Source organism: Methylomarinovum tepidoasis (genome assembly GCF_030294985.1).
Lineage (GTDB): Bacteria > Pseudomonadota > Gammaproteobacteria > Methylococcales > Methylothermaceae > Methylohalobius > Methylohalobius tepidoasis.
Genome location: NZ_AP024718.1, coordinates 857,868 through 877,675 on the forward strand (window position 1 = coordinate 857,868; position 19,808 = coordinate 877,675).

The window sequence follows — 19,808 nt, forward strand, 5'->3', positions numbered from 1 at the left end:
GATGAAACGATGAAACGATGGTTAGGACTCGGACTGGTGTTGGCCCTGGCAGGTTGCAAGACCCTGACCGGGAACGATCAGGAATCCCAGGCGGGCGCCCGCGCGGCGGGGGCGCAGGCCGAGGCGGCGCATACCCAGGGGTTGGCCGGTGAGGAAGGGGCGACTCTGTACGAAGTGCAGAGCGGAGTTTCCGAAGGTGCGGGGCCCGGCGCCGACGCCGGCGCTCTGCTGCAGCGCCGCACTCTGTACTTCGACTTCGACAGCGCCCAGGTGCGGCCGGAGGACGTGCCGGTGGTGCAGGCCCACGCCCGCTATCTGGTCGATCACCCGCAGTTGCAGGTCACCCTGGAAGGGCATACCGACGAACGCGGCTCGCGCGAATACAACGTCGCCCTGGGCGAGGCCCGGGCCAAGGCGGTGGCGCGGCTGCTGGAGCTGAACGGAGTGCCGGCCCAGCGCATCCATGTCGTTTCCTACGGTGAGGAAAAACCGGTGGCCCTGGGGCACGACGAGACGGCCTGGGCCAAGAACCGGCGGGTGGAGATCGTCTATGGCCGTTAAGCGCGTGGTTCTGGCGTTGGGGCTGGCGGCGGCGTTTCCGGCCCTGGCCGGGGACGAGGACCTGGAGCGCCGGGTCCGGCTGCTGGAGCAGCGGTTGTCCAGCCAGGCGCTGATGGACATGCTGCAGCGGGTCGATGCCCTGCAGCGGGAGGTCCAGGCTCTGCGCGGCCAGGTGGAAGCGCTGCAGCACGAGGTGGACCGGCTGCGTCAGTCCGCCCCTTCCGGCACAGCCCCGGCGGCCGTGACGTCCGCGCCGGAGGCCCCGCCGGTGCCTCCGGCTGCTGAGGCGGCATCGCCCCTGGCCGTCGAGGACCAGGCCCAGCCGGCCGATCCCGAGGCGATCCGGCAGGCTTACCGCCAAGCCTTCGATCTGCTTCAGGCCGGGCATTACGATGCCGCCATCGACGCCTTTTCCACCTTCCTGCAGCGTCATCCCGATTCTCCCCTGGCCCCCAACGCCTATTACTGGCTCGGCGAGGCCTATTACGTCAAGCGGGATTTCCGCGCCGCCGCCGACGCCTTCGGCCAGGTGGTGGCGCATTTCCCGGGCAGCGCCAAGGTGCCGGATGCCTTGCTCAAGCTCGGTTACATCGCCGAAGCCCGGGGGGACCGGCAGGCGGCCAGGCGCTATCTGGAGAAGGTGCGTGACACCTGGCCCACCGCCCATGCCGCCAAACTGGCTGCCGAACGCCTGGCGCGCATGGAACAGGCGCGTCCTTGAACCCGTGAGCGAAACCCTGAAGATCAAGGAAATATTCCTCTCGATTCAGGGGGAGGCGGACACCGTCGGCTGGCCGACGGTATTCGTGCGCCTGAGCGGTTGTCCATTGCGCTGCCGCTGGTGCGATACCGCTTATGCCTTCCAGGGCGGCGAGCGGCTGACGCTGGATGCCGTCGTCGCCCGCGTGCGGGAATACGGGGTTCGTCACGTGACCGTCACCGGTGGCGAGCCGCTGGCCCAGCCTGCGTGTCTGGCGCTGTTGACCCGGCTGGCCGATGCCGGCTTTGCCGTGTCCCTGGAAACCAGCGGGGCGCTGGACGTTTCCGGGGTGGACCCGCGGGTGGTGAAGGTCATGGATCTGAAGCCGCCCACCTCCGGCGAGGCGGCGCGCAATCGCTGGGAGAATCTGGCTTTCCTGCAGCCGGCCGATCAGGTCAAGTTCGTCATCGCCGACCGCGGCGACTACGAGTGGTCCAGGGAACAGCTGGAAGCCCACCGTCTGGCCGGGCGCTGTCAGGTCCTGTTCTCGCCGGTGGCCGGGGAACTGGCGCCGCGGCAATTGGCCGAATGGATTCTGGAAGACCGCCTGCCGGTGCGGTTCCAGTTGCAGCTTCACAAACTGTTATGGGGCGATCAGCCCGGACGGTGAGGGAAGATTCAGGGCCAGAGCCGCTGCAGGTCGATCTTCACGGTACAGGGGGCGAGATCGAGGGTCAGTGCGGCGTTGGCGGGAGGGTGTTCCTGGTAATCCTGGCCTGTCAGTTCGAGCACCCTGAGGCGGCGTTCGGCGGGATCGACGATGAGGTAGAAACGCACGCCCTGCTCGGCGTAGAGCCGGCGCTTGAGTCGTTCATCCTTGCTGCGGGTCGCGGGGGACAGAACCTCGACGATCAGTCGGGGAGGGCGGGTCAGGTAATCCTCGCTGACCGGTTCACAGGTCACCAGGATGTCCGGCCTGACCACGGTGTCATCGCTTACGATCCAATCGGTTTCGTAAACCGCAATGCAGTCGGGGCAGGTTTCCAGCGCGGTTTCGATCTGCACGAACAGGCGTCCGGCGATGCGTTGGTGGAGGAAAGAGGGACTGGGTACCATGGCGTAGGGGATGCCCGCGATCAGCTCCCAATCGCCTTCCCACTTTTGATAATCAGTGACGGTGTAATGAGGAAGATATTTTTGCTTCAGCATCGGTTTCGTCGGCAAACGGCAGCAGGACGGAATTTATGGTAGCACGCAAAAAAGCCGTCGTCCTCCTCTCCGGAGGGCTCGATTCCATGACCACCCTGCTCATCGCCAGGGACCAGGGTTATACGTGCCACGCCCTCAGCTTCGATTACGGCCAGCGCCAGCGGGCCGAGCTGGAGGCGGCCCGGCGCATCGCCCAAAGGTACGGCGCGGCGGCCCACAAGGTCGTCCGCATCGGCCTCGACGATATCGGCGGTTCGGCGCTGACGGACGCTGCCATCGCCGTGCCGGAAACCCCAACCGAAGGGATTCCGGTGACCTACGTGCCGGCCCGCAACACCGTGTTTCTCGCCTTCGCCCTGGGCTATGCGGAAGTGTTGGGGGCGTTCGACATTTTCATCGGCGTCAACGCGGTGGACTACTCCGGTTATCCCGACTGCCGGCCCGAGTACATCGATGCCTTCGAGCGGCTGGCGAATCTGGCCACCAGGGCCGGGGTGGAAGGGGGGCGCTTTGCCATCCATGCGCCGCTGATCCGGCTCAGCAAGGCCGAGATCATCCGCAAAGGCATCGAACTGGGGGCCGACTACAGCCTGGCGGTATCGTGCTATGCCGCCGATGCCGAGGGCCGGGCCTGCGGCAAGTGCGATGCCTGCCGCTTCCGCGCCGAGGGTTTCCGCGCCGCCGGGGTGCCGGATCCGACCCGTTATCAGGCCGGAAAGCGGGTCAGATCTCGGTCTGGAAGACGGCTTCCAGAGTGACGGCCAGGCCGTCCAGCACGTTCGAGGTCACGGCGCCCTCGCCGCTGGCGAAGCTGACCGAAGCGTAGGCGTCGCCGTCCAGCCCCAGCACGTCCACCGTCCGGTTGCCCGGGTCCACCAGCCAGTATTCCCGCCCCCCGAAGCGTTCGTACAAGCGCTGCTTGAGGGCGTAGTCGCGGTGGACCGAAGACGGGGATACGATCTCCACCACCAGATCGGGCGGGCCGAAGATGCCCCGCTCCTGGATGATGTCGCGGCGCTCCCGGGCGACGAACAGGATGTCCGGGTGGACGACGTTTTCGGGACTGAGGATGACGTCGATGGGGGCGTGGAAGACGTGTCCCAGCTTGCGCTCCCGCACGAACTCGAACAGCAGCACTTCCAGATTGCGAGAATACCGTTGGTGAAACGAGGAAGGGGCGGGAACCGTCAGCAGTTCTCCGTTGATGATTTCGTAACGGCGCTCATCGTCCAGCGCCAGGTAATCCTCGTAGGTCCAGCGGCGGGTCTCCCGGGGCAGGGCGGCGGTGGGCATGGCGAATCCTCGTAAGGGGGCTTCATCGACATTTTACCTTTCGGGAGGAGGCAGGGAAGGGTCTGCCGGACCGAAATTCGTCCGTAAATTTAGGTCCGGGGCGGCCTTCCTTGGCCGCCAGCAGACCCTTCCCTGCCCCCCCGACGCAAGTTGAATAATAACTGCCGAGGCGCGCCTCAGAAGGTCAGCCGGAATCCGCCGTATCCCGCCACCCGGCTGGTGCCGTAGCCGGGCACTTCCTCGTATTCCTGATCGAAGGCGTTGTCGATGCGGCCGTACAGGGTCAGCCAGCGGTTGATCCGGTAGTCGCCGGCCAGGTTGACCACCACGTAGCCCGGCAGTTTGCGCTTGATGCTGAAGGCGCTGAAGCGGCGGCTGCCCAGCGTCAGGACGTTGACGTGGAGGTGGGCCGCCTCGGTCAGGGCCAGATCGGCGTCGAAGCTGCCCTTGTGGCGGGGCCGGCGCAGCAACTGCTGCTCCTGGTCGTCCTCGGTGTTGGTGTAGGTGTAGGTGCCGCGCAGGGTCAGGAAAGCCAGCGGCCGGATTTCCGCATAGGTTTCCAGCCCGGCGCTGCGGGCGCTGGCGACGTTGACGTAGCCGGTGCCGAACTGGAAGTCGATCAGGTTGCTGAACTGGTTGTGGAACCAGGTCGCCCCCAGCAGGATGCGTTCGTCCCAGAAGCTCTGGTCCACCCCCACGTCCCAGCCGCGGCTGCGCTCCGGTTCCAAGTCACGGTTGCCGATGGGGCCGAAGAATCCGGCCGGGGCGAACAGCTGGTACAGGCTCGGGGCCTTGAAGCCCTTGCCGTAGCTGCCGTGCAGCTTGGTGCCGGTTTCCGGGAGCAGGACCGCCTGGGTGACGCGCCAAGTGACCTTGTCTCCGGCGTGTTCGTGATCGTCGAAACGGACTCCGGCGCTGGTGATGAAGCGCTCCAGCCACTTGATCCGGTTCTCGCCGTAATAGCCGTTGATGGTGGCCGAGTGGGTGGGGAGGGTGTCGGCGTTCATCCATTCGGTTTCGCTGGTGATGCCGAACACCAAGGTATCCCAGTCGGTGGGGGTGACGGTGTTCTGCCAGTCGAGCTTGAACTTCTCGCCGCGGAAGGCGCTGTTGTCGACGAAGGTGTCGGCCGGATCGGGGCGGTCGCGGGTGTGGCGTTCGGTGCGGCTGTAGGACAGGCGCAGCTGCTGGCGCCAGCGGTGGTCCAGCAGATCCAGGGTGCCCTGGGTGCGGGCGAAGATCTGATCGCTGTCCTGACGGTAGTTGGGATCGTCGCAGCCGGGGCCGCCGCAGTTGTCGAGATCGGCCTCGCTGTGATGGAAACGCACCACCGCATCCAGGCCCAGATTGTCCAGCGCCTGCCAGTCGGCGCGGGCCGAGACGGTGGTGTTCTTGTAGCCGTCGTCCTCGTGGTTGCCCAGACGGCTGTCGGCGGCGGAGAAACCGTCGCTGTGCAGTTGGCTGGCGGCGATGCTGTAAGCCAGCCGGTCGTGCTTGCCGCTGGCGGCGCCGCCCAGCTTCCAGGTGCCGTAGCTGCCGCCTTCGGCGTTGAATCCGAAACGGGGCTCGCCGTGCCCCTGTCTGGTGAAGATCTGGATCACCCCGCCGATGGCGTCACCGCCGTACAGGGTGCTCTGGGGGCCGCGGAGAATTTCGATGCGTTCGATGTTGTCCACGGTCAGATGGGCGAAATCGAAGCCGGCGCCGGGGCTGGCCGGATCGTTGACCTCGATGCCGTCGATCAGCACCAGGGTGTGCTGGGAATTGGCGCCGCGCAGGAACACCGAGGTGGTCCTGCCCAGGCCGCCGTTTTGGACCACGTCGAGGCCGGGCACCGAGCGCAGCACGTCGGCGACGGTGAAGACCTTGCGTGCGGCGATGTCCTCGGCGGTGATGACGGTGATGCTGCTGCCGCTCTCGCGCACCGGGACCGGAATCCGGCTGGCGGTGACGGTCAGGGTGTCGAGGCGGCTGGGGGAGAGATCTGCGGCCAGGGCCGCGGTCGCCGGCAGGGCCAGCAGAAGTACGCGAAGTTTGCAAGTCATGGCATATCTCCCAGTGGGCGTGCCCACCGCACGCCCAAGGTGGATCGACACGGCGCCATGGCGCCGCACCCGCCTGCCAGGCCGGTCTCCGGGCTCGTGAGCGCCGCTCGGGCCGGCGGACCGCCTTCCCAGATCTCCCTGACCCGGTGGCGTTTTGGCCGCCTTGACTCACCTACCGTTGCGGGGGCAGCGCCGGACTCCGACCGGCTTCCCGTTTCACCCTTCGCAGGGCACCTGGCAGGGGCGCCTATTGTAGGGGGCAGGGGGAGAAATGCAACTCAGGGCGTGGTTGGTGCGGTCGCGGCGCTACGCCACTGACGCACAGCCCAGCGCCCGGCGAGCGCCAGGCCGGTATAGGCGAGGGTGACACCCAGGTAGGACGGCAGGTAGCGGGCGACCCGGAGGGCGTATTCCGTCAGTCTCATCTCCCCGAACCGCCCCGAGAACCCGTAGAAGCCGACATTGGAGATCACGAAGGCGAGGGTGGTGGCAGCTGCCGCCGCCAGCAGGGTCGCTGCGATAGCGGCGGCATTGTTCGGGGACAGGTGCCGGCACCCGTATCCGGCCAGCCACGAGACGCCGTAAGCGGGAATCAGGAACAGGTAGGCGGGGGTGACGCACCAGCCGCTGACGCCGCCGTAGCGGATGGCGATAAAGTCGATGAGGCCGGCTTCCAGCAGCAGCACGGCGAAGAAAGCCGGGCGGGCGATAAGCAGCCCGGCGAGGAAGAACGCTGCCAAAGAAGCGTCGGGCAGGGTCTTGAAGTCACCGAAGTGGTGGAAACGGGTCGCGGCCATCAGCCCCATGAGGGCGATGGCGGAGAGGGAAAACGTTCTGCTTGCGGTCATGGTGAACTCCATCGGCGCTGAATTTGGGATAAGGTTAAAGGAAAACCCCGCACGAGGTCGAGCGATGACGAAAATTTGGATGCTGGCGCTGTTGCTGTGGTTCCCGCCGCTGCAGGCGGCGACGGTGACGATACCGGTCTCCCACCGCCCGCCCGCCGAGCTGGCGCACATCCTGGCGCCGCTGCTGGAACGGGACGAGGCGGTGGTGCCGGTTCCCGACGCCCTGGTGGTCAAGGCGCCGGAAGGGCGGATCGGGGAGATCCGCCGGCTGGTGAAACAGCTGGACCGCCCGCTCAGAACCCTGACCATCCGGGTGATCCAGAGCGACCGCCTGACCCTGGACGAACTGGAGGCCGGCGGCGGGTTTTCGGCCACCCTTCCCGAGGGACCGATCCGCGCCCGCGGCCACGTTTACCGCACCGAGTCCGACCGCGGCGTGGCCGAGGCCCAACATCTCAAGGTGCTCGAAGGCCAGCCGGCGTTCATCGCCGTGGGCGAGGAGCGGCCGGTTCCCAGGATCTGGGTCGGGGGCTGGCCGCCGGCGGTGACGGGCGGTATCGACTACAAGCCGGTCACCAGCGGCTTCAGGGTCGTGCCCCGGGTGGTCGGTTGCCGGGTGCGGCTGGAGATCGCGCCCTGGTCCCAGCGGGCGGGAGATCTGGGGGACGGTCGCATCGAGGTGCGGTCGGCGGCCACCGTGGTGGAAGTGCCTGCGGGACGCTGGGTCGAGCTGGGCGGCAGCGACCGGGCGGGGACGGCGGCCGGGGGCGGGATCGGCTTGCGCCAGACCACCGAGCGCCGGCACCGGCGGATCTTTCTCAGGGTCGATCCCCCGGCGGGTTGCTGAGGGGGCGCAGCTGCTCCCGGTGCAGGGCCAGCCACTGGAGGGCGAGGATGGGAATGGCCGAGTCGATCTCGCCGCCTTCCACCTTGGCGCAGGCGGCAGCGAACGGCAGCACGTGGACGCGGATGTCCTCGTCCTCACAGCGCAGGCCGTGAATGCCGCCCGCCCCTTCGGTTTCGACGTCGGCCCAGAACAGGGTGATCTTCTCCGAGGAGCCGCCGGGGCTGGTGTAGAACTCGGTGACGGGGGTCATGGCGCGCGCCCGGCAGCCGCATTCTTCCTGCAGCTCGCGCCAGGCCACTTCTTCCGGGGTTTCCCCGGGTTCGATGGCGCCGGCGACGATCTCCAGCATCCAGGCGGGATCGCCGTTTTTCAGCGGCCCGACCCGGAACTGTTCGATCAGGAGCACTTCGTCGCGGCGGGGGTCGTAGGGCAACACGGCGACGCAATTGCCGCGCTGGAACAGTTCCCGCACCAGCACCCGGCTCCAGCCGCCGCGGAACAGCCGGTGGCGCAGTTTCAGCCGCAGCAGGTTGAAAAAACCGCGGTAGGCCACTTCCTCTTCCAGGATCTCGTATTCGTAACGCATTCGCTTTTGCCTTCAGCTTGAAACCGGCAACCGGATTTCCCAGCCGGCCCCGCCCCAGGGGCTGTCATGGTAGCGCAGGGTGCCGCCGTGGAGGCGCACCAGTTCGTTGACCACCGCCAGGCCAATGCCGTGGCCGTGGGTGGATTGGTCGGCGCGCACGCCCCGTTCGAGCACCGTCTGACGTAGATCTTCAGGAATGCCGGGGCCGTCGTCCTGGATGCGCAGACGGATCTCCCCGCCGGTGGCTTCCGCCCCGACCCGCACTCGGCGGCGGCACCATTTGTAGGCGTTGTCGAGCAGGTTGCCCAGCAGCTCGTACAGATCGCCCTCGTCCAGCGGGAGGCGGAGTTCGGTGTCACAGTCCAGCGCCAGGGTCACGCCCTTGTCGCGATAGACCTTGTCCAGACTGGCGCCGATCCGTTCCAGCACGGGACGCAGCCGCACCGATCGCAGCGGAGAGGCGGCGCCCTGGGCGGCCGCTTTCTGCAGCTGATAGTCCACCAAGTGCTGCATCCGCGCCACCTGGTCGGTGAGGGTGCGGCGGACGTCCGCCGGCAGCACCTCGCGCTCCAGGCCGCGGAGGACGGCCAGCGGGGTTTTGAGGCTGTGGGCGAGGTCGGCGAGGGTGTTGCGGTAGCGGGTCAGATGGGCGCGTTCGCTGTGGAGCAGGGCGTTGAGGTTGGTGGCCAGGCGTTGCAGCTCCCGGGGGTAGTGGCCTTCCAGACGTTGCTTGCGGCCGGCCTCGATGGCGCTCAGGTCACCGGCGATGGTGCGCAGGGGTTTCAGGCTCCAGCGCAGGATGGCGATCTGCGTTCCCAGCAGCAGCCCGCCCAGCCCGCCCAGCCAGACCCAGAGGGTGCGGCGGAAATCGTTGACCTCGGCGACCAGGGTGGCGGCATCGGTGGCCACGGCGATCACCAGGGGAACCGGATGGCCGCGCTCGGTTTCCCAGGTGATGCCGTGATACAGCACCCACAGGGACGGATTGCCATCCAGACGGGTGAAGAAACGCCGCCCGCTGTCGAGGCGGACGGAAGGCACGGAGATCCCCAGGGCGGAGGGGGACTGCCACAGCACCTCGTCGTACAGGAAGATGAAGCCGTAGAGTCCGGAGCCGGGAGTGGAAAAACGCCGGTCGAGGCGGCGGGTTTCCATGGTCACCCGGCCGCCTGGGTCGATCTCGAAGGTGGCCAGCAGGGTGTAGATGTAGGCCTGCAGGCGTTCTTCGGTGGCCTTCGCGGCGGCTTCCCGGAAGGCGCGCTCCAGGGCGACGCCGGCCAGCCCCAGGAACGCGATCAGGATTGCCCCGGCGGCGATGCCGAGGCGGGCGTGCAGCGACAGGGTCATCGGCGTTCGGCGAGCGTCCAGCGGTAGCCGCGGCCGCGCAAGGTTTCGATGGGCTGGAGGGCGCCGTCGGGATCGAGCTTGCGCCGCAGCCGGCCGATGAAGACCTCCAGCACGTTGCTGTCGCGTTCGAAGTCCTGGTCGTAGAGATGCTCGGTCAGCTCCGTCTTGGAGATCACCTTGCCCGGATGCAGCATCAGATATTCCAGCACCTTGTATTCGAAGGCGGTCAGGGCGACCGGCTCGCCGTCGCGGGCGACGGTCTGGGCGGCGGTGTCGAGGGTGATGGGGCCGTGCTTTACCTGCGGCCGGGCCTGGCCTGCGGCGCGGCGGATGAGAGCGTTGATGCGGGCCCACAGCTCCTCGAAGTGAAACGGTTTGACCAGGTAATCGTCGGCCCCCGCCTCCAGTCCCTCCACCTTCTCCTGCCAGCGTCCCCGGGCGGTGAGGATCAGGATGGGGAAATCGCACCCGGAGGCACGCCACCTGCGGATCAGCTCGAGGCCGGAAAAGTCCGGCAGCCCCAGGTCGACGATGGCGACGTCGATGGGATACTCCTCCCCCAGATACTGGCCTTCCCGGGCGTTGGCGGCGGCATCGACCGCATAGCCCTTGGCGGCGAAAAAGTCCCGCAGCTGCGCCAGCAGCGGCGCTTCGTCTTCGACGATGAGAATGCGCATGACCGTTCTCCTTGACCGGAGCGTCAACATAGCAGATTTGACAGCTGTTGGGCAGTCGCCGTTGGGCTATGATGAAAGCTGCACTGTAGCAACTTCCCCACGAGGTTTCGCCATGCTCGACCACGGAGAAAGACGCCGGTTTATCCGCATGGAAGCCCGGTGTAAAATGCGTTGCCGGATTCCTCAAAGCGACGAGGAATTCACCGCCACCTGCCACAATCTCAGCGGCGCGGGGGTGATGTTCACCACCGACCGTCCCGTCGAAGTCGGCAAAGCGCTGGAAATCCGCATCGAACCGGAAAGTGCGGTGACGCCGCCGCTGGAGGCGTTCGTGGAGGTGCTGCGGGTGGAGAAGCGCGACGGCGAATACGCGGTGGCGGCGGAAATCAAAGGCATCAAGGGCTGACAGAGCGAACGTGGGTTATTCGGTCACCAAGGAAATCCGGTTCTGTTACGGACACCGGCTCATGAACCATCCGGGCAGGTGCCGCCATCTGCACGGCCACAGCGTGCGGGCGGCGGTGACGGTGTCCGCCGCCGCGCTGGACGCGCAGGGGATGGTGTGCGATTTCGCCGATCTGAAACGGGCGGTCGCCGGGTACGTCAAGGAAACCCTGGATCACAACCTGCTGCTCCATGAGGCCGATCCGCTGGTGCCGCTGCTGCGGGACGCCGGCGAGCGCTTTCTGACGCTGGCCGAACATCCGACCGCGGAGGTGCTGGCGCGCCTGATCTTCGAACACGTCGAGGCGCAGGGCTATCCGGTCACGGAAGTCGCACTGTGGGAAACCGACACCAGCTGCGCGCGTTACCGGCGCTGAAACCGATGCCCAACCTGAAGCCCATCCATCCGCTCCGCACCCTGCAGGAGCTGTGCGAGTCGAACTACCGCAAGCTGCGCCGCCTCATTCCCGGCCTGCGGCAGTTGGAAAGCGGGGCGGTCGCCTTCCCGAACGGTCAGCCGGCGTTGCACGTCAGGCTGTTGGAGAAGGCGCCTTTCACCCTGACCCTGGAGCTGAGCTACTGTTTCGATCACGGGCCGCAGCCGCTGTTCGAGCCGGCCCTCAGGCTGCGGGTCTATCTCGATGCCGGCATGGTGGAGGTGCTGGAAGATGCCGAACGCCCGCCGCTGCGGATCCGGGGGCCGGTGGACCGGCAGGTGCTCGAGCACAAGTGGCAGATGAACTATTTCCTCGACAAGTGGCTGGACCATTGCCTCCAGCGCGGGTATCGTTTTAGCGCCGACGACCGCCCCGAAGCGGCCACCGCCAATCTTTAGACACCAAGGAGACCGTTATGCAGCGACGTCGTTTTCTGCACCGACTGGGAACCGGCGCCCTGGCCGCCGGAGCGACCCTGGCCACCCCCTCGGTGGCGCTGGCGAAAAAGACCTTCCGCTGGAAGATGGTCACCGCCTGGCCCAAGAATTTCCCCGGTTTGGGGACCGGCGCCAATCGCCTGGCGGAACGCATCACCGCCATGAGCGGCGGCCGCATCCGGGTCAAGGTCTACGGCGCCGGCGAGCTGGTGCCGGCTTTCGAGGTCTTCGACGCGGTTTCCCGCGGCACCGCCCAGATGGGCCACGCCGGCGCCTATTACTGGAAGGGCAAGGGGGAGGTGTTCCAGTTCTTCTCCGCGGTGCCGTTCGGCTTCACCCCCCAGGAGGTCAACGCCTGGCTCTATTACGGCGGCGGCATGGAACTGTGGCGCGAGCTGTACGCCAACTTCGGCCTGGTGCCCACCGCCGCCGGCAACACCGGCACTCAGATGGCAGGCTGGTTCCGCAAGGAAATCAAATCCCTCGACGACCTCAAGGGACTGAAGATGCGGATTCCGGGCCTGGGGGGCGAGGTGCTCAAGCGTGCCGGCGGCACGCCGGTCAACATTCCCGGCGGCGAGCTGTTCACCGCCTTGCAGTCGGGCACCATCGACGCCACCGAATGGGTCGGCCCCTACAACGATTTGGCCTTCGGGCTCTACAAGGCGGCCAAGTACTACTACTATCCCGGCTGGCACGAGCCCGGTTCGGTGATCGAGTGCTTCATCAACAAGGCCGCGTTCGAAGCGCTGCCCAAGGATCTGCGCCAGATCGTGCTGGCCGCCTGTCAGGCCGCCAACCTCGACATGCTGGCGGAGATGACCGCCCGTAACCAGCAGGCGTTGGAGACCCTGGTGCAGGAACACGGAGTCCAGGTGAAGGCGCTGCCGGACGAGGTGCTCAGGACCCTGCACCGGTTGGCGGATCAGGTGGTGGAGGAAATCGCCGCCGGCGACCCCTTCGCCCGTAAGGTGTACGATTCCTACCGCAGCTTCCACCGCCAGGTATCGGCGTGGTCGGGCATCGCCGAATACGCCTTCATGCGGGCGCGCAGCCTATAGGCTCAGATCGTCTTGAGCTGGGCCAGCACCTTTTCCAGGGCGGCCTTCTTCTCCTTGAGTCGCTCGCGGAAGTCGGCCGAGTCGGTGTCGGCGATTTCGTAACGCAGGTCGGACAGATAGCTTTCCAGGGTTTCGATGAGGTGTTTTGTTTCTTTGTCGCTGAGGTCGAGCTGGATCATGGCGCAGATTCCCCCTGTTGAAGTTTCGCTAACGTTTTACTCTCCCGCTTGAGAGGCGTCAACACGATGCAAGATTCTTCCCTGGAAGCGGTCGTGGTGGAAACCGGTCCCGATCCCGACGCCTGTATCGTCTGGCTGCACGGGCTGGGGGCCGACGGCCACGACTTCGAGCCCATCGCCGCGGAGCTGAACCTGCCCGGGGCGGTACGTTTCATCTTTCCCCATGCGCCGGTGCGGCCGGTGACCATCAACGGCGGCATGGCGATGCGGGCCTGGTACGACATCGCCAGCCCCGACCTGCGCCGCCGGGTGGACGCGGCGGGCATCCGCCAGTCCCAGGCGTCGATCGACCGCCTGCTCGACAGCCAGATCGCCGCCGGCGTTCCGCCGGGGCGGATCGTCCTCGGCGGTTTCTCTCAGGGCGGGGTGATCGCCCTGGAGACCGGGGTGCGCCGCCGCCCGCCCCTGGCGGGCATCGTCGCCCTGTCCACCTACGTCGCCCTGGCGGACGAATTCCCCCCGGCGCCGCCGGATGCGGCCCCCATCCTGATGATGCACGGCAGCCTCGATTCCATCGTGCCGCTGGCCTTGGCGGAGGACAGCCGCCGCCTGCTGGAGGCGCTGGGTTATCCGGTGGAATGGCACGTCTTCCCCATGGCCCATGCGGTCTGCACCGAGGAGCTCGCCATCCTGCGCCGCTGGCTGTTGGCGCGCTTCGGCTGGCGTTAGTCCAGCGGGTACCAGACCAGACGTCCCCGACGCTGCCGAAAGTGGTAAACCCGGCCGGCGGCGGTGAGCTCGGCGGGGTGTCCGGCCGGCAGCGCCTCCGTCAGCTGCCGGTAGCACGCCGTCATCCGCCGGGCCAGCGTCGGGGCGGAAAAGCAGAAGGATTGCAACGTCAGCGCCTCCCCACCCTGTTGATACAGGTGGCAGAGGGCGTCGAACCAGCCTTCCAGCCCCTGATAGCGCTGGCTTTCCCATTCCCCCCAGGTGTTGAGGGTGAGGATTTCCACGGTTTGGAGCAGACTGCGGCGTTCGGCGCCGTAGTCGAGCGGATCGAAGCGGGCGCTGGCGATTTCGAAATCCCCGCGCCGGGGACGGGTGGGGCGACCCGGATTGGCGGCCAGCAAGGCCCGCTGCAATCTTGCCGGCCGTGCGAAAGCGTCCAGTTCCGGTTCCCCGGCGGCCTGGAGAAAACGCCGGAGTTCGCGGTTGAGGGCGGCCAGTTCCGCCGCCGTCACGGGGGTCCCGGGCGGCAGCTGCCAGCGGGTGGCGGGGACGGCGAGCCGGTTGACCCAGCTCCAGGCCAGGGCGCCGAGCAGGGTGTCGGCCTGATGCAACGGCGTCGGTGATTTGCCGGGAAGGGCGATCTGCCACCGTTCGGTTTCCGGATCCCGGGACAGTTGCAGCCACGGCTCCGGGGTTGCCTGGAGTCGGATGACCGGAACCTTGCCCGGGCGGCTGCCGAGCACCGCCTGGAGGCGCCGGGTGAGCCGCTGCATGTCCGCCGTGGAGGAGTCCGGTTCACCGGCGAGGTGGCGGATCGTGGCGTAGGCATTCTCCAGGGCGTCGGTCAGCGCCTGCCATTCCTCCAGCGCCTGGGTGATCGCCAGTGTGCCGCGGCGTCGGGGTGGCGACAGTTCGCCGCGTTGTACCAGAGTGGCCGTCAGGCGGCGGTAGTCCGGATGCCGTTCGGCGTCGCCGATCTTGAGCGCGAAGCAATGGCGGGCGAGCTGCACCAGTGCCGGTGATCCCGTCCGCTGGGCGGCCTCGGTGGCGCGGTGGTACAGCAGCAGATACGGATCGAGGACGAAAGGATCGGGGGGGCCGGCGTACACTGCGGCCTTGATGGTGGTGGCGAGCCAGCGCGGTTGAGGGTGGTCGGCGGCGTAATCGAGCAGCAGCAGCAGTTTGAGCAGGGCCTTGTGCGGGGCGTCGAGGGCTTTGTGCAGATGCCACAGGCCGGCGCTGACCAGTTCCTGCGTCGGCAGCTGTTCCAGGCCGCCGAGGTCGATGAGGCCGCCGGGATCGATGAAGCGTTTGCCGAGGAGAAAATCGGCGTATTCACGGTAACGTCCTTCCCATTCCGGCGGCACCAGCCACCACAGCGGCCGCTGCCCGGCCAGGTGGATGGCGGTGCGGTAGAACTCCTCCAGCAGCAGGATGTGCTGGGTGCTGCCGGCGCTTTCCTTGGACAGCGCCGGCGGGATCCCCCGGCGCAATGCCTCCGGCGACACCAGGAAACAGTGCAGCTCCAGCCCGAAACCGGCCATCCAGTCCTCGATGGCGCGGCATTTGGCCTGCAGGGCCGCCAGATCGCCGGACTCCAGGTCGCCGCGGTGGCAGATCCACAGATCCAGGTCGCTGCCGCGGGAAAACGCGATGCTGCCGACGCTGCCCATCAGAAACAGCGCCAGCAGCGGGGCTTCGGAATGGCCGCGGAGGCGGTGGTCGAGGCCGGGGAAGTGGCGTCTGGCCGCCCGGCGCATGAAGGGATCGGGACGATAGTCGCGGATGCCGGCGGGAGCGGGGCCGAGATCGTAGCCGGGCAGGGCGGGATGGTGCTGGTGCAGCAGCAGCGGCAGCAGCGCCAGGGCGTCGCGCTGGCGGGGGCTGAAGGTATCCGCCAGCAGCTGCAGTCGCTGGCGGTGGAAATGGAGGAAGCGCCGAATCAGGTGGTTGAGATCGCGGCGGCTGATCTCTCCGCCCGGCGCCGCCAGACGGATGGCGCGTGCCCGGTTCAAGCCGCGGTCAGGACAGCAAGGCGCTGAGGTCGATTTCCTGGTCCTGGGATACCCGCTTGAGCAGTTTGCCCAGATCGTCTCCCTTGTTCCAGGCGGCGACGCCGTAGCGGATCTTGCCTTCGCCGTCCTGGAGCTGGAAGGCGGCGCGGTCGCTGAGGAGCTTGACCGCCAGCTCGCGGGCATCCTCCAGGCCGGTCTCCGGCAATACCAGCAGGAAGGTGTCGTCGTCCAGGAGGCCGATTTCGTCGGCCCAGCGCAGTTTGTCCTTGAGCGCCTGGCTCAGCGCCCGCATCAGTTCCCGGCGCCGGGTCTCGTCGCTGTCGATTTCGAGGCTGAGGCGGATGACCGACAGCGGGTTCTCGTAACGACGGCTGCGGCTGATCTGACGGTCCAGCTCCCGCAGGATGGCGCGGCGGTTCTGCAGCCCGGTGACCGGGTCGCGGGTCTCCAGGGTTTCGAGGCGCTGCTGTAGCGCCTCGAGGTCGTCGATCATGTGCCGTTGCTCGGTGACGTCGGCGAAATAATGGGCCTCCCCTTCGGGAAGCGCATGGACGGACTGGCGCTGGAACCAGCGAACCCCGTCGGGCGTGGCGACCTCCACCAGATCCTCGCGCCACAGGCTTAGCGGTGTGTCCGCCAGAGGGCGGCCGATGAATTCCCCTTTGGGAAGGCCGGCCAGATCGGCCAGGGTCTGGTTGAGCCAAGCGATCCGGTTCCGCTGGACGATGAGGACGGCCAGGGGGGCCTTGTCGAGCGCGACGCTCAGGTCATCTTGCGTGACGATCATGAGGGGTTCCCGTAGATTCGAATGATTTCGACAGTATGGCACAACCGCTCGGCGGTTGGTCAAGTGTTGCGGCAGTAGTAGTGTCAATGCGCTTTCCTGACCTATACTACTTTAAAAATTTGAACCACGACTCGCAAAAGAGTATGCGAAAGGACCGGTCTTTATGTCTCCATCCTTTTCCGTGGCGGCCTCCCATCTGCAGGCGATTCTGGAAAGTCTGACCCGATTTCAGCGCGATTACGGGGGCCTGATCGAGCAGCTCGAATCCACACAACGAGAGCGCCTGCACACCATCCAAGAAACCTTTTTGAAGCATTTGCTCAACGGCGTCAGGGTTGACGGTGACGCGTTGGCTCGGGTGTTTCTGGATTTGGCACTGCCCTTCGATTTGCTGCTGGGCAGTCTCAACCATCTGAAGGCAGAAGTGCTCCGCTATGAAACGGTGGCGGGCCGGCAAGTGGAGCATGACGAGGCGCTGCAAGCCTTCGGTGCCATCAATCAAATTTTTTCCCTTGCCCGGAACCAGGCCGCAGAGGTCTATCTGCGGGTGGAGGTGCGTCGCCCGCTGTTGCTTGAGAAAGCCCAGATGCGGAGCAAAATGCTGATCCGTCTCTGTTTCGATTGGCTGGCGCAGATCAACGATGCCATTTTGAATGATTTGACGGCTTTCCCCCTCACGCCGGCCAAGGACAGTCCGTTTGCGAAAGCCCTCTACTATCCCGAGAGCCTGCTCATCTGTTTGGACATGAAAGTCTGCGACCAGCTGCAGGAGCGCCATCGCCTGTTGCTGCAGAATGCGGCCATTCTCTATGCCATGTTGACGGATCGGCGTTTCGAAGCGGCTTATCTGCTCTATCGGGAGATTCGTCGGCAACTGGCCGAGTTGCTGGATTTGCTGGGGGTGCTTTATTTCGAGAGCCAGACCAACCGGGTTCAAACGTTCTTCAAATTTCTCCAGGGGTTATTGTTTCTGCCCCGTGCCAAGTATCTCGGGGTCATCAATCTGAAGGAACTGACACGTATCAATCAGGTTTATGGTATCGAGGCCGGGGACCGGTGTATTACCCTGCTGGAACAGTGTCTGAACCAGGTGTTCGAGCGTCACGCTGCCTGGATGGTGTTCACTCGGGGGATTGCCGGGGATTTCTATCTGGCCTGTTATGGGGCTGACGGCCGGCAGGTCGGAGCGCTGCTGGCCGAGATCGAAGACTGTCTGAAACAGTGCAGCGAGGCGTTGCCGTATCAGGTTTCTCTGCGTTCGGTGGCCATCCGCTTCGACGAGCTCAAAGAAATGACCACCGAGAACATGCACCTGGTCATCCGTTATCTTTCCCAGCTGGCCCGCCGGCATCACAATCAGGTGCTGGAATCCTTTCAGGATCAAAGCGCTATGTGGGACTGGGTGCGAGCGCAATATCGGCAAACGCTGGATATCCGCAGTCGTCTGCAAGCATCGGAACTGGAAATCTTCGTACAGCCATTGATGTCCCTGGAGACATGGGGGGAGCTCCATGCCTTCGAGGTGCTGGGAAGATTCCGTGAGGGCGATGGTTACCTATCCGCCGGTCTGTTCATCGATACCCTGGTCGAAATGGGGTTGGTGCAGACATTCGACCACCTCGTTCTGCAGCGGATCATCGCGCAGCGGGAGACTCTGGCGCAGCTGACCCGCCGCCTCTTCATCAACGTCTCGGCCGCCAGTCTGGAGGACGAATCCTATCTGAAGGCGCTGAAAGCCGCTCTCCAGGGCCCTCTGGCAGGATTCGAGGTCGTGTTGGAGCTGACCGAGCAGGTATTGTTGGAAAATCTTGAGCTGATATGTTGTCTCCATCACCGCTATGACATGATCTTCGCCAGCGACGATTTCGGCAGTGGCTATTCCTCCCTGCAGACGGTCATTGAGCTGGCCCTGGGGGGCGGGTTGCGCTATCTCAAGATCGACGGTTCCCTGATCCGTCAGCTGGGAGAGAACCCCGCCAGCGAGCGCATCGTCCGCATCGTGCACCAGATGGCCCAGGAGCTGGAACTCAAAACTGTGGCCGAATACGTCGAAACCCAGACTCAGCTGGATAGCCTGCGCCAGGTGGCGGTCGACTTCGGCCAGGGGTATTTGCTGGGGGTGCCGGATCGGGTCGAAGTCTGGCTTAGCAAGCGGGCCTACCTTCAGAGCCGGTCTCAAACCGAGGCTCCCCCGGTACTGTTCAGCTGAGCCAGCCTCGCCCGTGCTTCCTCGACCGCTTGGCGCACCTGCTCCGGGGCGGTGCCGCCGTAATGACGGCGGGCGGCGACCGAGCCTTCCAGGGTCAGCACTTCATAGACGTCTTCCCCGATGGCCGGACATAGCGCCTGCAGCGCCGCCAGCGGCAGCTCGGCCAGATCGCAGCCTGCTTCCATCGCCTGCCGCACCGCCTTGCCGACGATTTCGTGGGCGTCGCGGAAGGGCACGCCCTTGCGCACCAGGTAGTCGGCCAGGTCGGTGGCGGTGGCGAACCCCTGGCGGGCGGCGGCCTTCATCCGCTCGCGCTTGGGGCGGACGTGGGGCATCATGTCGGCGAAGGCGCGCAGGCAGGCGCGTACGGTATCGACGGTGTCGAACAGCGGTTCCTTGTCCTCCTGGTTGTCCTTGTTGTAGGCCAGCGGCTGGGCCTTCATCAGCGTCAAAAGTCCCATCAGGTGGCCGAACACCCGCCCGCTCTTGCCGCGCACCAGCTCCGGCACGTCCGGGTTTTTCTTCTGCGGCATGATCGAGGAGCCGGTGCAAAAGGCGTCGGGCAGCTCCAGAAAATCGAACTGGGCCGAGGTCCACAGCACCAGTTCCTCGGAGAAGCGCGACAGGTGCATGAGGATCAGGGATGCGCAGGCCGCAAATTCGATGGCGAAATCGCGGTCCGAAACCGCATCGAGGGAGTTGGCCGCCGGCCGCTCGAAGCCCAGCAGCTCGGCGGTATGGAAACGGTCGATGGGGTAGGGGGTGCCGGCCAGGGCGGCGGCGCCCAGGGGCATGACGTTGACCCGGCGGCGGCAGTCGAGGAGGCGCTCGCGGTCGCGCTGGAGCATTTCGAACCAGGCCATGAGGTGGTGGCCGAAGGTGATCGGCTGGGCCACCTGCAGATGGGTGAAGCCGGGCATGATCGTGTCGGCCTCGCGTTCGGCCAGGTCCAGCAGGGCGGTCTGCAGTCGCGTCAACTCGGCCAGGATCCGGTCGATCTCGTCGCGCAGCCACAGGCGGATGTCGGTGGCCACTTGGTCGTTGCGGGAGCGGGCGGTGTGGAGCTTCTTGCCGGCGTCGCCGATCAGCCCGGTCAGGCGCGCCTCGATGTTCATGTGGACGTCCTCCAGGGCCACCGACCACTGGAATTCCCCCCGCTCGATCTCGTCCAATATCTGGTGCAGCCCGGAAACGATGGCCTGGCATTCCGCCTCCGTGAGCACGCCGATCTTGTGCAGCATCCGGGCGTGGGCGATGGAGCCCTGGATGTCGTAGGGGGCCAGGCGCTTGTCGAAAGAGACCGAGGCGGTGAATTCCTCGACGAATTGGTCGGTGGGCTGGCTGAAACGGCCGCCCCAGGGTTTGTCCTGCGTGGTCATGAAGCTCTCCTTGTGGCT

Annotated in this window: 22 protein-coding genes and 1 riboswitch; of the genes, 11 read left to right on the plus strand and 11 right to left on the minus strand. The window is 66.0% G+C overall.

What is annotated here, in order from left to right:
- Positions 1–9 precede the first annotated feature (9 nt).
- Genes pal through queE form a run of 3 tightly spaced genes read left to right on the plus strand, consistent with a single transcriptional unit; the run spans position 10 to position 1,931 of the window.
- On the plus strand, positions 10–561 hold the full coding sequence (gene pal / locus MIN45_RS04290) for a peptidoglycan-associated lipoprotein Pal (protein WP_286293570.1): 552 nt from the start codon (positions 10–12) through the stop codon (positions 559–561).
- Positions 551–1,282 carry a tol-pal system protein YbgF gene (gene ybgF, locus MIN45_RS04295; RefSeq protein WP_286293571.1) on the plus strand — a complete coding sequence of 244 codons (732 nt, stop codon included), beginning with the start codon at positions 551–553 and terminating at the stop codon, positions 1,280–1,282. The genes pal and ybgF overlap by 11 nt, the downstream gene beginning before the upstream one ends.
- A gap of 4 nt (positions 1,283–1,286) precedes the next feature.
- Entirely contained in the window at positions 1,287–1,931 is a 645-nt protein-coding gene (queE, locus tag MIN45_RS04300; protein WP_286293572.1) for a 7-carboxy-7-deazaguanine synthase QueE, read from the plus strand.
- A gap of 8 nt (positions 1,932–1,939) precedes the next feature.
- Here queE and MIN45_RS04305 read toward each other — a convergent pair whose 3' ends face one another.
- Positions 1,940–2,470 carry a Uma2 family endonuclease gene (locus MIN45_RS04305; RefSeq protein ID WP_286293573.1) on the minus strand — a complete coding sequence of 177 codons (531 nt, stop codon included), beginning with the start codon at positions 2,468–2,470 and terminating at the stop codon, positions 1,940–1,942.
- 35 nt (positions 2,471–2,505) lie between these two features.
- Between MIN45_RS04305 and queC the strand changes: the two genes are divergently transcribed.
- The gene (gene queC / locus MIN45_RS04310) at positions 2,506–3,228 is read left to right on the plus strand and encodes a 7-cyano-7-deazaguanine synthase QueC (protein WP_286293574.1); all 723 of its coding nucleotides are present in this window, start codon (positions 2,506–2,508) and stop codon (positions 3,226–3,228) included.
- Here queC and MIN45_RS04315 read toward each other — a convergent pair.
- The 3 genes from MIN45_RS04315 to MIN45_RS04325 all read right to left on the minus strand — a co-directional run bounded on the left by MIN45_RS04315 (position 3,194) and on the right by MIN45_RS04325 (position 6,656).
- Complete coding sequence (locus MIN45_RS04315) at positions 3,194–3,763, minus strand: Uma2 family endonuclease (protein WP_286293575.1); 570 nt, start codon at positions 3,761–3,763, stop codon at positions 3,194–3,196. The two genes, queC and MIN45_RS04315, sit on opposite strands and share 35 nt — an antisense overlap.
- A 176-nt stretch (positions 3,764–3,939) precedes the next feature.
- Positions 3,940–5,808 (minus strand): TonB-dependent receptor plug domain-containing protein, encoded by a 1,869-nt coding sequence (locus MIN45_RS04320; RefSeq protein ID WP_286293579.1) that lies wholly within the window; start codon positions 5,806–5,808, stop codon positions 3,940–3,942.
- Between the two features lie 62 nt (positions 5,809–5,870).
- A riboswitch (cobalamin riboswitch) is annotated at positions 5,871–6,061 on the minus strand.
- 25 nt (positions 6,062–6,086) lie between these two features.
- Positions 6,087–6,656: a hypothetical protein gene (locus MIN45_RS04325; RefSeq protein WP_286293580.1), complete on the minus strand. Its 570-nt coding sequence runs from the start codon at positions 6,654–6,656 to the stop codon at positions 6,087–6,089.
- Positions 6,657–6,720: 64 nt separating this feature from the next.
- Here MIN45_RS04325 and MIN45_RS04330 point away from each other — a divergent pair, with 64 nt between their 5' ends.
- On the plus strand, positions 6,721–7,503 hold the full coding sequence (locus tag MIN45_RS04330) for a secretin N-terminal domain-containing protein (protein ID WP_286293581.1): 783 nt from the start codon (positions 6,721–6,723) through the stop codon (positions 7,501–7,503).
- On the opposite strand, the gene MIN45_RS04335 is transcribed toward MIN45_RS04330, so the two are convergent.
- The 3 genes from MIN45_RS04335 to MIN45_RS04345 are packed head-to-tail and all read right to left on the minus strand — an operon-like array spanning position 7,475 to position 10,113.
- Positions 7,475–8,089 carry an NUDIX domain-containing protein gene (locus MIN45_RS04335; protein ID WP_286293582.1) on the minus strand — a complete coding sequence of 205 codons (615 nt, stop codon included), beginning with the start codon at positions 8,087–8,089 and terminating at the stop codon, positions 7,475–7,477. The genes MIN45_RS04330 and MIN45_RS04335 overlap by 29 nt on opposite strands.
- Before the next feature lie 12 nt (positions 8,090–8,101).
- Positions 8,102–9,436, minus strand: a complete 1,335-nt coding sequence (locus MIN45_RS04340) for an ATP-binding protein (RefSeq protein WP_286293583.1) — start codon at positions 9,434–9,436, stop codon at positions 8,102–8,104.
- Positions 9,433–10,113 carry a response regulator transcription factor gene (locus MIN45_RS04345; protein WP_286293584.1) on the minus strand — a complete coding sequence of 227 codons (681 nt, stop codon included), beginning with the start codon at positions 10,111–10,113 and terminating at the stop codon, positions 9,433–9,435. The genes MIN45_RS04340 and MIN45_RS04345 overlap by 4 nt, the downstream gene beginning before the upstream one ends.
- A 112-nt stretch (positions 10,114–10,225) precedes the next feature.
- On the opposite strand from MIN45_RS04345, the gene MIN45_RS04350 reads away from it, so the two are divergent.
- The 4 genes from MIN45_RS04350 to MIN45_RS04365 are packed head-to-tail and all read left to right on the plus strand — an operon-like array spanning position 10,226 to position 12,492.
- Positions 10,226–10,519: a PilZ domain-containing protein gene (locus MIN45_RS04350; RefSeq protein ID WP_286293585.1), complete on the plus strand. Its 294-nt coding sequence runs from the start codon at positions 10,226–10,228 to the stop codon at positions 10,517–10,519.
- Positions 10,520–10,529: 10 nt separating this feature from the next.
- On the plus strand, positions 10,530–10,934 hold the full coding sequence (locus MIN45_RS04355) for a 6-pyruvoyl trahydropterin synthase family protein (RefSeq protein ID WP_286293586.1): 405 nt from the start codon (positions 10,530–10,532) through the stop codon (positions 10,932–10,934).
- 5 nt (positions 10,935–10,939) lie between these two features.
- A complete protein-coding gene (locus MIN45_RS04360; protein ID WP_286293587.1) occupies positions 10,940–11,392 on the plus strand; it encodes a DUF1249 domain-containing protein in 453 nt (150 codons plus the stop codon).
- Positions 11,393–11,409: 17 nt separating this feature from the next.
- The gene (locus tag MIN45_RS04365; protein WP_286293589.1) at positions 11,410–12,492 is read left to right on the plus strand and encodes a TRAP transporter substrate-binding protein; all 1,083 of its coding nucleotides are present in this window, start codon (positions 11,410–11,412) and stop codon (positions 12,490–12,492) included.
- A gap of 2 nt (positions 12,493–12,494) precedes the next feature.
- On the opposite strand, the gene MIN45_RS04370 is transcribed toward MIN45_RS04365, so the two are convergent.
- A complete protein-coding gene (locus tag MIN45_RS04370; RefSeq protein WP_286293590.1) occupies positions 12,495–12,671 on the minus strand; it encodes a hypothetical protein in 177 nt (58 codons plus the stop codon).
- A 66-nt stretch (positions 12,672–12,737) separates the two neighbouring features.
- Between MIN45_RS04370 and MIN45_RS04375 the strand changes: the two genes are divergently transcribed.
- Entirely contained in the window at positions 12,738–13,400 is a 663-nt protein-coding gene (locus tag MIN45_RS04375; RefSeq protein WP_286293592.1) for an alpha/beta hydrolase, read from the plus strand.
- Here the strand turns inward: MIN45_RS04375 and MIN45_RS04380 are convergent.
- Both MIN45_RS04380 and MIN45_RS04385 read right to left on the minus strand, forming a co-directional pair.
- Positions 13,397–15,415: a class I adenylate cyclase gene (locus MIN45_RS04380; RefSeq protein WP_286293593.1), complete on the minus strand. Its 2,019-nt coding sequence runs from the start codon at positions 15,413–15,415 to the stop codon at positions 13,397–13,399. The two genes, MIN45_RS04375 and MIN45_RS04380, sit on opposite strands and share 4 nt — an antisense overlap.
- A 7-nt stretch (positions 15,416–15,422) precedes the next feature.
- A complete protein-coding gene (locus MIN45_RS04385) occupies positions 15,423–16,202 on the minus strand; it encodes a GGDEF domain-containing protein (protein WP_286293594.1) in 780 nt (259 codons plus the stop codon).
- A gap of 163 nt (positions 16,203–16,365) precedes the next feature.
- On the opposite strand from MIN45_RS04385, the gene MIN45_RS04390 reads away from it, so the two are divergent.
- Positions 16,366–18,411 (plus strand): EAL domain-containing protein, encoded by a 2,046-nt coding sequence (locus MIN45_RS04390; protein ID WP_286293595.1) that lies wholly within the window; start codon positions 16,366–16,368, stop codon positions 18,409–18,411.
- Here MIN45_RS04390 and argH read toward each other — a convergent pair.
- Complete coding sequence (gene argH, locus MIN45_RS04395) at positions 18,378–19,790, minus strand: argininosuccinate lyase (RefSeq protein WP_286293597.1); 1,413 nt, start codon at positions 19,788–19,790, stop codon at positions 18,378–18,380. The two genes, MIN45_RS04390 and argH, sit on opposite strands and share 34 nt — an antisense overlap.
- Positions 19,791–19,808 lie beyond the last annotated feature (18 nt).